Annotated in this window: 14 protein-coding genes; 5 read left to right on the plus strand and 9 right to left on the minus strand. The window is 61.8% G+C overall.

Annotated elements, in window-relative coordinates; genetic code table 11:
* Nucleotides 1–181 precede the first annotated feature (181 nt).
* From GM658_RS10715 to GM658_RS10730, 4 genes are all read right to left on the minus strand, one after another.
* Nucleotides 182–1,762 carry a GGDEF domain-containing protein gene (locus tag GM658_RS10715; protein ID WP_155454021.1) on the minus strand — a complete coding sequence of 527 codons (1,581 nt, stop codon included), beginning with the start codon at nucleotides 1,760–1,762 and terminating at the stop codon, nucleotides 182–184.
* A gap of 113 nt (nucleotides 1,763–1,875) precedes the next feature.
* Nucleotides 1,876–2,523, minus strand: a complete 648-nt coding sequence (locus GM658_RS10720) for a response regulator (RefSeq protein ID WP_155454022.1) — start codon at nucleotides 2,521–2,523, stop codon at nucleotides 1,876–1,878.
* Complete coding sequence (locus GM658_RS10725; RefSeq protein ID WP_155454023.1) at nucleotides 2,516–3,607, minus strand: sensor histidine kinase; 1,092 nt, start codon at nucleotides 3,605–3,607, stop codon at nucleotides 2,516–2,518. Before GM658_RS10725 ends, GM658_RS10720 begins: the two co-directional genes overlap by 8 nt.
* Before the next feature lie 15 nt (nucleotides 3,608–3,622).
* Nucleotides 3,623–4,204, minus strand: coding sequence for a hypothetical protein (locus tag GM658_RS10730; RefSeq protein ID WP_155454024.1), 582 nt, complete (start codon nucleotides 4,202–4,204; stop codon nucleotides 3,623–3,625).
* A 39-nt stretch (nucleotides 4,205–4,243) separates the two neighbouring features.
* Here GM658_RS10730 and greB point away from each other — a divergent pair, with 39 nt between their 5' ends.
* A complete protein-coding gene (gene greB / locus GM658_RS10735) occupies nucleotides 4,244–4,807 on the plus strand; it encodes a transcription elongation factor GreB (RefSeq protein WP_155454025.1) in 564 nt (187 codons plus the stop codon).
* A 111-nt stretch (nucleotides 4,808–4,918) separates the two neighbouring features.
* The gene (locus tag GM658_RS10740; protein ID WP_155454026.1) at nucleotides 4,919–5,557 is read left to right on the plus strand and encodes a transposase; all 639 of its coding nucleotides are present in this window, start codon (nucleotides 4,919–4,921) and stop codon (nucleotides 5,555–5,557) included.
* 6 nt (nucleotides 5,558–5,563) lie between these two features.
* On the opposite strand, the gene GM658_RS10745 is transcribed toward GM658_RS10740, so the two are convergent.
* Genes GM658_RS10745 through gmk form a run of 3 tightly spaced genes read right to left on the minus strand, consistent with a single transcriptional unit; the run spans nucleotide 5,564 to nucleotide 8,740 of the window.
* Complete coding sequence (locus GM658_RS10745) at nucleotides 5,564–7,843, minus strand: RelA/SpoT family protein (RefSeq protein WP_155454027.1); 2,280 nt, start codon at nucleotides 7,841–7,843, stop codon at nucleotides 5,564–5,566.
* A 24-nt stretch (nucleotides 7,844–7,867) separates the two neighbouring features.
* On the minus strand, nucleotides 7,868–8,071 hold the full coding sequence (rpoZ, locus tag GM658_RS10750) for a DNA-directed RNA polymerase subunit omega (RefSeq protein WP_005665923.1): 204 nt from the start codon (nucleotides 8,069–8,071) through the stop codon (nucleotides 7,868–7,870).
* A gap of 27 nt (nucleotides 8,072–8,098) precedes the next feature.
* The gene (gene gmk, locus GM658_RS10755) at nucleotides 8,099–8,740 is read right to left on the minus strand and encodes a guanylate kinase (RefSeq protein ID WP_155454028.1); all 642 of its coding nucleotides are present in this window, start codon (nucleotides 8,738–8,740) and stop codon (nucleotides 8,099–8,101) included.
* A gap of 104 nt (nucleotides 8,741–8,844) precedes the next feature.
* Between gmk and GM658_RS10760 the strand changes: the two genes are divergently transcribed.
* Entirely contained in the window at nucleotides 8,845–9,486 is a 642-nt protein-coding gene (locus GM658_RS10760) for a TetR/AcrR family transcriptional regulator (RefSeq protein ID WP_155454029.1), read from the plus strand.
* Entirely contained in the window at nucleotides 9,425–10,309 is an 885-nt protein-coding gene (locus GM658_RS10765) for an alpha/beta hydrolase family protein (protein ID WP_229416855.1), read from the plus strand. Before GM658_RS10760 ends, GM658_RS10765 begins: the two co-directional genes overlap by 62 nt.
* Nucleotides 10,310–10,325: 16 nt before the next feature.
* On the opposite strand, the gene GM658_RS10770 is transcribed toward GM658_RS10765, so the two are convergent.
* Nucleotides 10,326–11,069, minus strand: a complete 744-nt coding sequence (locus GM658_RS10770) for a DUF72 domain-containing protein (protein WP_155454030.1) — start codon at nucleotides 11,067–11,069, stop codon at nucleotides 10,326–10,328.
* 51 nt (nucleotides 11,070–11,120) lie between these two features.
* Between GM658_RS10770 and GM658_RS10775 the strand changes: the two genes are divergently transcribed.
* The gene (locus GM658_RS10775; protein WP_170298764.1) at nucleotides 11,121–12,419 is read left to right on the plus strand and encodes a M20/M25/M40 family metallo-hydrolase; all 1,299 of its coding nucleotides are present in this window, start codon (nucleotides 11,121–11,123) and stop codon (nucleotides 12,417–12,419) included.
* 76 nt (nucleotides 12,420–12,495) lie between these two features.
* On the opposite strand, the gene GM658_RS10780 is transcribed toward GM658_RS10775, so the two are convergent.
* A partial coding sequence (locus GM658_RS10780) for a transposase (RefSeq protein ID WP_211841847.1) occupies nucleotides 12,496–12,625 on the minus strand: 130 nt, incomplete at its 5' end.

A 12,625-nucleotide genomic window follows, 5' to 3' on the forward strand; every position in this document is an offset into this window, starting at 1 on the left:
GGAAATCTAGGCCTCTTGGATCGAAGGCCATCGGGTCTGGAGGCTCAAACCCGGTAAATCTGGGTCTGACCCAAGGGGCAGACCCGCTGGCTCAGCCGCTGCTGGCAAGTCTTAAGTTTCACGAGAACTCGTCAAAAAGCAAAAGCCCGCCGGAGGGGCGGGCTTGTTGGGGTGTTATTGACTATTCGGCTACGACGACCCGGTTCTTGCCGGATTTTTTGGCCTTGTACATAGCTTCGTCGGCGCGTTTGACCAGGTCGGCCTGGGGCTCGTGGGGTCGGCGCAGGGCGACGCCGGCGGAAAAGGTGATCAGCACTTTCTCATGCTCGTGCATGAAGAAGTGGCGGGTCAGTTCGCGCTGCAAGCGGGTCATGGTCGCCTCAGCCGCTTCGAGCGTGGTCTCGGGCAGCAGGATCAAGAATTCTTCGCCGCCGAAACGGGCGATCACGTCCATTGAGCGAAGGGTTTCTTTGACAACCTTGACCAGGTGCTTCAGTGCGTTGTCGCCGGCGATGTGGCCCAGCGTGTCGTTGAGCTTCTTGAAGTCGTCCAGGTCGAGCACGGCGATGCACAGCGGGGTGCCGCGGCGGTCGGCGCGGGCCGTTTCGCGTTCGAACACATCGTCCAGGCCGCGCCGGTTGAGGGAACCGGTCAACTGGTCTTCGCGCACCAGCTCGCTCAGGTGCTGCAGCTTGGCTTCCAGCGCGTGGATGCGCGCTTCGGCGTCCTGCACTTCCTGGCGCGCTACCATCATATTGTCGCGTGCCTTTAGGGCCTCGCTTTGCACTTGGCGGGTTTCTTTCAACACGTCGTCCAAGATCTGGTTCAGCTCGCCTATATCGTGCGCGGCGCGGATCTTCTCGGAGTAGCCGCCGATCTTTTCGTGGAAATCGCCGGTCGAGGTCGCGACCACGCCGAGGCGGTCAATGAAGGTCATCATCATGTTCTTGACGGTGGCCTTCACATCGGTGATCGAGTGCTTGAGCTGGCTCTGTTTATAGATAACGTCCTTCAGGCTGCGCGTGGCTTCTTCCAGCGCGCGCTGGTCGAGTGGGCCGGCGATCAGGTTCTGCACGGCGTCGATCTGTCCGCGCAGCCAGGAATCGTCGTCCAGCAGTTCGCTGACGTTTTCCAGCAGCAGGCGGAACAGGCGCAGCAGCAGTTCTTGCTGCTCGGCGGTATCGCCGCTGCGGATCTCGATCTGGTAGCACAGCTGCTTGAGGCGGGCGCCGATCTCGGATAGGGCAGCTTCGGTATGCGCTTCCTTGGTCGCTGCGCCGAGCGACTCGGCTTCGGCCACCAGGGTAGGGGTGGCAGACAGCAGGGAGGCGACGGCAAAGGTCAGGGTACGGCTCAGCAGTTCGCGCAACTGGCGCGCTTGCTCGTTGTTTTCTTCCGGTACCAGGCCGCCGGCGCCGACCTTGATCAGGGGGCGCTCAGCCAGCGAGGCAAGCGTGCGGGCGTAGGTATCCCAGTCGCGCGCCTTGACCGCGCGGTTGAAGCGGCGGCCGAAGTCGGCCAGGTCGCCCGGCTGGTCGGTCAGGCGGGCTGCGAATTGGGCCAGCATGGTTTCTGCCGGGCTTTCCTGCACGGCCGGGGCCGCGACAGGCGCCTCGACGATGCCGGCGATTTCGTTGTAGATGTCGCGATACGCTTCTGGCGTAGGGGCAATCCGGCGCACTGCGAGGCGGCGGAAAGCCTCGCGAGCGATATCAGCCGGATTCATGTCCGCCGCGGCTGGATTGGTGGGTTTGCTAGACATCTGACGTACAGCCTTTACTAAGGTTTTACCGTTACTAGCATCTTAAGCCACTGTCCAGTCGCTTGATTCGGTGATAAACGAGGGGAAATGTGCTTACTTCCTAGCATCATTTCTCAGTCGATCAGCTGGTTCTTGATGGCGTAGTGAGTCAGTTCGGCGCTGTTCTTCAGGTTCATCTTGGCCAGCAGGCGGGAGCGGTACTCGCTGACTGTCTTGACCGAGAGTGATAGCTCCTTGGCAATGGTGCCCACCGTTTTTCCGGAGGCAATCATGGTCAGGGTCTGGTACTCGCGGTCCGACAGCGCTTCGTGCGGCGCAGCCGTGTGGTCCTCGCCGACATGGTTGGCCAGTTCCTGGGCCAATGCCGGGCTTACATATTTTAAACCCGCAGCGCACTGGCGGATTGCATTTACTAACTCTTTCGGCGCACTTTGTTTCGTCAGGTAGCCGGCAGCGCCGGCTTTGAGTGAACGGATGGCGTACTGGTCTTCGCGATGCATGGAAAGCATCAGCACGGCCAGCTCAGGCTTGTCTTTTTTGATCTGCTTGAGCACTTCGATACCGTTGCGGTCTGGCAGCGAAATATCGAGCAGCATGACGTGGCAGCCGGACTTGCGGAACAGCTTGATGGCGTCGAGGCCATTTTCGGCTTCGCCGGCGACCACGATGTCCTTGGTCTCGGCCAGGATTTGCTTCAAACCCTCGCGCACGATGGCGTGGTCGTCGGCAATGAAGACTTTGATGACGCTTTTTTCACTCATGATTTATTTTAACGTCTGGCGCACGTGCCGGGAGCCGGATTTTGATCATCACTTCGGTACCTCCGCCGGGGGGATGTCCCAGGTTCAGCGTACCGCCCAGCGCCCGCGCCCGCTCGGCCATGCCACGCAGGCCGAAAGAGTCCGGCTTGGCGCGGTCGGCGGGACGGATGCCGCGCCCGTTGTCGGTGATCTTCAAGGTCACCACGCCACGGCTGCGCGTCAGCTTGATGGTGACCGCGCTCGCTTGCGCATGCTTGGCAATATTGGTCAGCGCTTCTTGCGCGATCCGGAACAGGGCGGTGGCCTGTTCCGGATCGAGTTCGAGTTCTTTCATGCTGGCCAGCACGGTGCAGGAGATGCCAGCCTGGGCCTCGAATTCCTTGGCCTGCCATTCCAGCGCGGGCAGCAGGCCGAAGTCCAGCACGGAAGGGCGCAGGTCCAGCGTCAGGCGGTGCACGGCGTCGATGGTGCGGTCGACCAGGGAGTCGACGTAGGCGGCTTTCTGCTGCAGGGTTTCGTCGCCTTCGGGCAAACGCGCGGCCAGCATCGCGATGGCCATCTTGATGGCGGTCAGGTTGCCGCCCAGGTCGTCGTGGATTTCACGCGCGATACGCTCGCGCTCCTGCTCCTTCACCTTTTCGATGTGGGCGGTCAACTCGGCGAGGCGGGCGCGGCTGGCACGCACTTCCAGCTGCTCCTGCTTGCTTTCCGTGATGTTGGACATGATGCCTTCCCACTGCACGGCGCCGTCGGGCAGGGCGTGCGGGGTGCTGCGCAGGTTGATCCACTTCACGTCCTTCCAGGCCTCGACCCAGATGCGGCCTTCCCAGTTCCAGCTCCATAGCGAGTGGGCGGACGCCTGCATCGATTCCAGGTAGGCTGGACGGTCTTCCGCCAGCACCAGCGACAGGAAACGTTCCGGCTCGGCCTGCAGTTCGGCGGCGGTAATGCCCAGCAGGGCCAGGCAGCCGTCGCTCAGGTAGGGAAAGGTCACGCTGCCATCGGCATTGCGGCGGAACTGGTAGACCAGTCCGGGAGCGTTGGCGGCAATATTGTGGAGGGCTGTCGGCAAGGCAGGGCGCATGAAGTTGGGGTCAGGTCAGCGGCGGCGCATGCGCCAGAACGCGCTGAAGCGGCGCAGGATACGCATGGGGCGTGCTGCGAAGCGGCCGCGGCGCCAACCAGCGCGCCAGCGGCGCAGGGCATCGCGTATGCCATCAATCAGCGCACGGCATTCGCGCCAAGCGGCGGTGGCCTTGAGGCGGGCGATCCAACGGTCTTTCAGTTCGATGAAGCGGAAGTGCAGCCAGGCGAACCAGCGCAGCTTCAGCAAGGAAGGGCGGGTCAGCGCGTACAGCCGCGCCACCGCAGCGGCGCCCGCGATCTTGGCGAGCACGAAGACGCTCAGGCCCATGATGGCGTGGCCGCGCGCCATGGCGAACAGGGCCAGCAGCTTGACCGGGAACAGCATCAATGCCGGCAGCAGGAACACGGCCATGGCGGCAGCCGGGCCCAGGCTGCAGATCATGCGCTCCAGCGCCCGGAACGGCGGGAAAGCGGACAGCTTGGCCATCAAGCGCGCACCGACGTCCCACAGCCATTCCTCAAAGATCAGGAACAGGGCGGCAAGGTAGACGAGGGGCGCAAACAGGCGCCGTCTGAATGTGTACAATCGCTTCATGTGAGTGCCATTATTGCACCAAATAATTAGAATACGGTTATGAACAAAGCTTTTGTCAAAGAGGGCGATCAGGACGATGACGACGACCTGCCGCCAGGCGCGCCGCCGATTCCCCCTGGTTCCAAGAATTACATCACGCCCGTCGGCTACCAGCGCATCAAGGATGAGCTGCTGCAGCTGATCGATGTCGAACGTCCGGAAGTGGTGAAGGTGGTGCACTGGGCCGCCTCGAATGGCGACCGTTCGGAAAACGGCGACTATATCTACGGCAAGCGTCGCCTGCGCGAGATCGACCGCCGCATCCGCTTCCTGACCAAGCGCATGGATTTGGCCGAGGTAGTCGACCCCAGCATCCACCACGGCAACGACCAGGTCTTCTTTGGCGCCACGGTTACCTATGCCAAGCGCGATGGCGAAGAGCACACGATAACCATTGTCGGCATCGACGAATTCGACCCGTTGAAAGGAAAGGTCAGCTGGATCAGCCCCGTCGCACGAACGCTGACCAAAGCCCGCGAAGGCGACACGGTCCTCCTCCACACCCCCAACGGCGCCGAAGAGCTCGAAATATTAGAAGTCAGCTACCCCGCCCCCACCCCTTGAGCGTACGCAAAACGCAAACTCCTTTACCCCGTTAAGCTTGAACAGACGGGGTCTGACGGGACGGCCATCCGGCTTGGGTCAGACCCAGGTTTACCGGGTTAAGGAGGTCAAATGACACGCGCCCTCAGAAATTATCCACCAGGAAGCTGCCTGCATGTCATCCAGCGTGGCGACAATCGACGCGCTTGCTTTCACGACGACCAGGATAAGGCGCACTACCGGGGCCTCCTCTCTGAGCACAGTCTACGTACAGGCTGCGACATTCACGCATATGTGCTGATGACTAACCACGTGCACTTGCTACTGACCGTACATGAGAGAAACGCTCAATCGCAATTGATGAAGGCTATTTCTCAATTCACCGCGCACTGGATGCACGTCCGCAATGGAACAACAGGAACAATGTGGGAGGGCCGATATCACGCTTCGTTGATCGACAGCGAGGCGTATCTTTTGACCTGCCAACGATATATCGAGCTGAACCCTGTGCGCGCTGGAATTGTTTCCTACCCAGGGCACTATCCGTGGTCGAGTTATCGCACCAACGCGGAGGAGATGGTGGATGATTGGTTGGTGCCGCACGGGGTTTATTTGGGTTTGGGGCGTGATGGGCCGTCGAGGCAATCTGCTTATCGCGCGTTATTTGAACTTCCGCTTACTGAGAGCGATTTGATGCGGATACGCTTTGCGATCCAGAATGACTTTGCGATGCGTAAACCCGGCAAACCTGGGTCAGACCCAAGGGTCTGACCCCTTCTATGCGCGCTCGCGGGTGACGCGGTTGACGCCGGCTACTTTTCGCACGTTGCGGATCAGGGCGGCCAGGTGGACGCGGTCTTTTACCTGGATTGTGAAGCGAAGCTGGTGCAAGACGTGCTCTCTGTCTTCATCCATGCCGACGAAGGTGATGTTGCCGTCGCTTTCGCCGATTTCGGCGGCCACGCGCGCCAAAATACCCTTCTCATTGTTGATGATCAGGCGGATACGGCTGTCGAAGCGGCGGTTGATCTCGGTGCCCCATTTCACTGCGATCCAGCGTTCGGGTTCCTTCTGCTTCAACCGCTTGGCGACGGAGCAGTCGCCGGTGTGTACTTGCAGGCCCTGGTCGCGGCGCAGTTGACCGACGATGTGGTCGCCCGGGATCGGCAGGCAGCATGGCGCCAGCTGCACCGATACGCCTTCGCTGCCGTAGATCGTGACGGGGTCGAGTTCTTTCGAACTGGTGTGCTCGATCGGTGCGCTGGCCGATTCGCCGCCCAGCAGGCCGAAGATGTGGCGCGCCACCAGGGCCGCCATGCGTTTGCCGATGCCGATGTCGGCATACAGCTCTTCCATCGACTTGGCTGAAGATTCGTTCAGCAGGCGTTCCATCAGCGCCGGCGGCAGTTCGCCCGGCACATTGATCGCGTCGAGCGCCTGCGCCAGCAGCTGCCTGCCAAGGCCAATCGACTCCGGCAGGTTGATGGTGCGCAGGTGGTGGCGGATCGCGGAGCGCGCCTTGCCGGTGCGGACAAACGACAGCCAGGTCGGGCTGGGGCGCGAATTCGTATCGGTGACAATCTCCACGATGTCGCCGTTGCGCAGTTCCGTGCGCAACTGCGCCGGCTCGCCGTTGATGTTGACCGATACCGTGTGGTCGCCAATGCCGGTGTGGATCGAATACGCAAAGTCGATCGGGGTGGCGCCGCGCGGCAGGGCGATAATCTTGGATTTCGGCGTGAAGACGTAGACCGAATCGGGGAACAGGTCGACCTTCACGTGCTCCAGGAATTCGGCCGAGTCGCCGGTTTGCTGCTGGATGTCGAGCAGCGATTGCAGCCAGGCGTGGGTGCGCTGCTGCATGTCCGAGATATTCGCGTCGTTGCTCTTGTAAAGCCAGTGCGCCGCTACGCCCGATTCGGCGGTGCGGTGCATCTCCTGGGTGCGGATCTGGAATTCCACCGGCGTGCCGTAAGGGCCGATCAGGGTAGTGTGCAGCGACTGGTAGCCGTTCAGCTTACGGATCGCGATGTAGTCCTTGAACTTGCCCGGCATCGGCTTGTACAGCGAGTGCAGGGTGCCCAGCGCCACGTAGCAGTGCGAGAAGCTGTCCACCACCACGCGGAAGCCGTACACGTCCAGCACCTGCGAGAACGACAGGTGCTTGGAGCGCATCTTCTTGTAGATGCCGTACAGGGTCTTTTCGCGGCCATACACCTCGGCGTTGATGCCGGCGGCGGCCAGGGTGTTCTTCACCGCTTCCAGGATCTTGGTCACCACCTCGCGCCGGTTGCCGCGCGCGGCCTTCACGGCTTTGGCAAGCACGTGGTAGCGCGTCGGGTACAGGTGGGAGAAGGACAGGTCCTGCAGTTCGCGGTAGATGTTGTTCAAGCCAAGGCGGTGCGCGATGGGCACGTAGACTTCCATCGTCTCGGCCGCGATGCGGCGCTTCTTGGCCGGGATCATCACTTCCAGCGTGCGCATATTGTGCAGGCGGTCGGCCAGCTTGATCAGGATCACGCGCACGTCCGAGGCCATGGCCAGCAGCATCTTGCGGAAGTTTTCCGCCTGCGCTTCGATCTGGCTCTGGAACTCGATTTTTTCCAGCTTGGACAAGCCGTCCACCAGGTGCGCCACCGGCGCGCCGAAGCGTTCGATCAGTTCGTCCTTTTTGACGTCCTGGTCTTCCATCACGTCGTGCAGCAGCGCGGCCATGATGGCTTGCGCGTCGAGCTTCCAGTCGGCGCAGATCTCGGCCACCGCGATCGGGTGAGAGATGTACGGCTCGCCCGACTTGCGCACCTGGCCCAGATGCATCTCGTCCGAGAAGCGATAGGCTTCCTTGACCTTTTTCAGGTCGGCCTCGTTCATGTACTCGGCCAGTTTTTCGGTGAGGTGGGTGATGGTGGCGACGCCCGTGGTCACGGTCGGCGCGGCCAGCGGGGAGCTGGAAATCGATGATGCAGAAACGTCAACGCCCGGCTGTTGCTTAGCCGGGCGCCGGGCCCGCCGTGCGGGCTGTTCGCTGATGTTGGGATCGGCGGAAGTCAGGTTCATATCGGGAACAAAAAGGTTCCCAGCTTACATAGGGACCTTTTTCAGCATTTCCAGACCTACTTTGCCTGCAGCGATTTCACGCAGGGCGACCACGGTTGGCTTGTCCTTGGCTTCGACCTTAGGGGTGTGGCCTTGCAGCAGCTGGCGTGCGCGGTAGGTGGCTGCCAGGGTCAGCTGGAAGCGGTTAGGTACGTTTTTCAGGCAATCTTCAATAGTGATACGGGCCATGCTTTAACTCCTGGGTGAATGCGGTGTTTATTCTGCGTGGTCGGCGTGGATGCCCAACTCGGACATCAACTTGGCATTGCGGGCGAATTGTTGCGCGAAACGGCAACGTGCGGATCGGACGATCGCGCTCAGCTCCGACAAGGCGACCGGGAACTCTTGGTTGATAATAACATACTCAAACTCGGGCGCGTGGGCGATTTCGCCGCCCGCAGCCAGCAGGCGGCGGTTGATCACATGGACCTCGTCCTGGCCGCGCTTGTGCAGGCGTTCTTCCAGTGCCGCGAAGGAGGGCGGCAGGATGAAGATGCCGTTCGCCTGCGGGAACTGCTTCTTGACCTGGCGCGCGCCCTGCCAATCGATCTCCAGCAGGATGTCGGTACCGGCCTTCATCTGCTCTTCCACGAAGATGCGCGAGGTGCCGTAATAATTGCCGTGCACTTCGGCCCACTCCAGGAATTCGCCCTGGTCGGCACGCTTGCGGAAGTCTTCCGCCGTGGTAAAGAAGTATTCGCGGCCATGCTGCTCGCCCGGACGCGGCTGGCGCGTGGTGGTCGAGATGGACAGTTTGATGCTTGGTTCCTGCGCCAGCAGCGCATTGACCAGAGTCGATTTACCGGCACCGGATGGTGCTGCAACCATGAACAGGCTGCCGGAAAAATGTTGGCTCATTTGCAAGTCTCGAAAGCTAGGCTATCGCCCAAAGGAGTATTTTACCAAGGGCAACGGGATTTGCAGCACTTGACACTGGACCGACCGGTCTATAGAGTGAGTGCATGACGACTCACCAAATCACCACGCGGGAACGCCTGATCAACGCCATGATCACCACGCTGCAGCACCGTGGCCTGCACGGCGCCGGCCTGAGCGAGATCCTGGCCACGGCCAAGGCGCCCAAAGGCGTGATGTACCACCATTTTCCCGGGGGGAAGGACCAACTGGCGGTGGCGGCCATCGAAGCCACCTTCAGCTTCCTGCTGCACAAGCTCGATACCTATATGGAGCGCGAGCCCGACGTGGTCACCGCGCTGCAAGCCTGGATCCTGCGCGCCCTGCGCGGCCTGGATGACAGCGAATTCGAACTGGGCTGCCCGCTGGCGGCGGTGGCGTTGGAGTCCACCGCCGACGACGTGGAAATCCGCACCGCCCTGAAAACCGGCTTCGCCGCCTTGCGCGGCCGCATGGCCGACGCCCTGGTGCTGGCCGGCCACGAGCGCCAGCGCGCCGAAGGCATCGCCGCCCTGATCCTGGCAGCCTACGAAGGCGGCCTGCTGCAAGCCCGCGTCGCGGGCGACACCGCGCCCATGGTGCAGACGATGGATGCGCTGATGCCAATGCTGAAGTGGAGAAGAGAACATGAGCAATATGCCTGCTGCCGCCTTGCTGCTGGCGGAAAAACTGGAGTTGCGCGCCGCTGACGGCTACCCGCTGTCCGCCATGTGCTACCGTGCGCGCGGCCCGGAGAAAGCGCGCCTGCTGGTGGCCGGCGCCACCGGCGTGCCGCAGGGCTTCTACCGCCGCTTCGCCGAATTCGCGGCGGGGCAGGGCTATACCGTGCTGACTTTCGATTATCGCGGCGTGGGCGGTTCGGCGCCGCGCACCCTGCGCGGCTTCGAAGCGAGCTTCCTCGACTGGGCCTACCTGGACCTGAAGGCGGTCATCGAATACTTCGCCCCATCCGACAACACGCCGCTCTATATGGTGGGCCACTCCTATGGCGGCCACGCGCTCGGGCTGGTGCCGAACCATGACAAGTTCGCCGGCGTGTACCTGTTCGGCGTCGGGGCGGGCTGGCACGGCTGGATGCCGCGCCTGGAACGCCTGCGCGTACTGGCCATGTGGCATATCGTCGGCCCCATCGTCACGCGCTGGAAGGGCCGCCTGGCCTGGAGCAAGCTAGGCATGGGCGAGGATTTGCCGATGGGCGTGTACCACCAATGGAAGCGCTGGTGCAGTTTCCCGCGCTATTTCTTCGACGACCCGGAGGTGCCGGAAATCGCGGACGGCTTCGCTACCGTACGCACGCCGATCCTGGCGCTGAACGCCACCGACGACTTGTGGGCGCCGCCGCTGTCGCGTGATGCGTTCATGTCCGGCTATCGCAACGCTCCCTGGCATGGGGTGGACATCGATCCGTCCGCCGCCGGCCTGGGCAAGCTGGGGCACATGGGTTACTTCCGTCCGCACGCGCAGCCGCTGTGGACACGCGCCCTGCAATGGTTCGAAGGGCTGGGGCGCTGAGCGAACGGGCGCCCGGCTAGCGCGCGAGTTCGCGCAGCAGCTGTTGCGCCGCCGCCGGCGCGCGCTCCTTGGCGCCATTGATGAAATAGACGAATACGTCTCGCTTGCCTGCGGCCGTCCATTCCTGCGCTTGCGCGGCCCATTTCTTCAGCGCCGGCTTGGTATAGCCGGTCGCCACCTCGCTGCGCGCATCCATCAGCCGCGCGTAGACGAAATCGCCGGTCACTTCGCTGAAGTTCGGGTATTTCGGCGAGTCCGTGATGACCGTCGCGATCTTGTGCTTCTTCGCCAGTTTGAGGTACTCAGGACACATGAAACTCTCATGGCGCGCATCCAGCACATGCTGCAGCTTGCGCTTGCCCAGCTTCTTCGGCAGCAGCTTGAAGAAAGCGTCCAGGTCATCTGGATCGAAACGTTTGGTGGCGGCCAGCTGCCAGAGGATGGGGCCGAGCTTGTCGCCCAGTTCCGACAGGCCGCTGTCCATGAAGCGCTCGACCGAATCGCCGGCTTCGCCCAGCACCTTGCGATTGGTGGCGTAGCGCGAGGCCTTCACTGCAAACACGAAATCGTCCGGCGTGCGTTCGGCCCAGGCGGCGAAATGCTCAGGCTTGGCGTTGCGGTAGAAGGTGCTGTTGATCTCGATGCTGGTCAGCACGCTGCTCGCATATTCCAGCGCGCGCTTGATGGGAACGTCGGGCGGGTAAAAAGTCTCGCGCCAGGGAGCAAAGTCCCAGCCGCCAATGCCAACACGGATGCTCATACCATTTTTCCGTAGTAAAGTTGCGAACACACTTCAAGGAGGATGCCAGAAATGCGCTTGACCCGCCTGTTCGTTTCGATGCTTGCCGCTGGACTGATGGGCAGCGCCGCAGCCCAATCACTCACGAGCGAAGAAGAGCGCATCGTCGCCATCGTCAAGGGCAACTCGCCCAAAGCACTGGAGTTGCTGGAAAAGACGGTCAACATCAACAGCGGCACCATGAATCACAAAGGCGTGCGCGAAGTCGGCAAAGTGTTCCGCGCCGAATTCGACAAGCTGGGGTTCAAGACCCAATGGATCGACATGCCGAAGGAAATGCAGCGCGCCGGCCACCTGGTTGCCACGCGTGAAGGCAAGCAAGGCAAACGCGTACTGATGATCGGCCACCTCGATACCGTCTTCGAAGCCGACTCGCCGATGGCTAAATGGGAAAGGCAGGGCGATCGCGCCAGCGGCCAGGGCGTCAACGACATGAAAGGCGGCGACGTCATCATCATCGAAGCGTTGCGCGCATTGAAAGCCGCGGGCGCCCTCGATAACACCACCATCAGCGTGATCTTCACCGGCGACGAAGAAAATGCAGGCGACCCGAAAGAAATCTCGCGCCGCGACATGGTCGACCTGGCCAAGCGCAGCGACGTCGCCCTGGCTTTCGAAGCCACCGTGCTCGATGAAAACGGCAAAGCCACCGGCACCATCGGCCGCCGCTCCTCGACCTCCTGGGATCTGGCCGTAAAGGGCAAGCAAGGCCACTCTTCCGGCATCTTCACCGCCAGCGCCGGTTATGGCGCGGTGTACGAAACAGCCCGCATCCTGGACGCCTTCCGCCAGCAACTGCAGGAACCCAACCTGACCTTCAACCCCGGCATGATCCTGGGCGGGACCGAAGTCACCCACAGCGGCCCCTCCAAAGGGACCGCATTCGGTAAATCCAACGTCATCGCCAACAGCGCGATAGTGAAAGGCGACCTGCGCTTCCTGACACCGGAGCAAGGCGAGCAAGCCCGCGCCCGCATGCGCACCATCGTCGCCCAAAGCCTTCCCGGCACCAGCGCCGAAATCACCTTCCAGGACGGCTACCCGCCGATGGCGCCCACCGCAGGCAACCTGAAACTGTTGGAAATCTATTCGAAAGCCAGCGCCGACGCCGGCCTGGGCCCCATCGCCGCACTGCCGCCCGGCTTGCGCGGAGCCGGCGACGTGCAATTCGTCGCGCCATATGTCGATAGCCTCGATGGCCTGGGCGCCACAGGGAAGGGCGCCCACGCGCCGGGAGAAGATCTGGATGTGCGCTCGATTGAGCAAGGAGCAATTCGCACAGCGCTACTGCTGTACCGCCTTACGCGATAAAAGTCGGGGCCGCTAAAAAAAGGGGACGTAACACTTTTTCTTCGAAAAAGTGTTACGTCCCCTTTTTTTAGGTTCATCACGGATTTCCGGGAAACGCGGCTTTGATCTTCATGAAGAAGAATTCGGAGTCGCGGTATCCGTAAGCCATCCGCTTCATCACCTTAATCCGGTTATTGATTCCCTCCAGTTGGCCGGTATGCATCGGC

This window comes from Massilia eburnea (genome assembly GCF_009720745.1).
Taxonomy (GTDB): Bacteria; Pseudomonadota; Gammaproteobacteria; order Burkholderiales; family Burkholderiaceae_D; genus Rugamonas; species Rugamonas eburnea.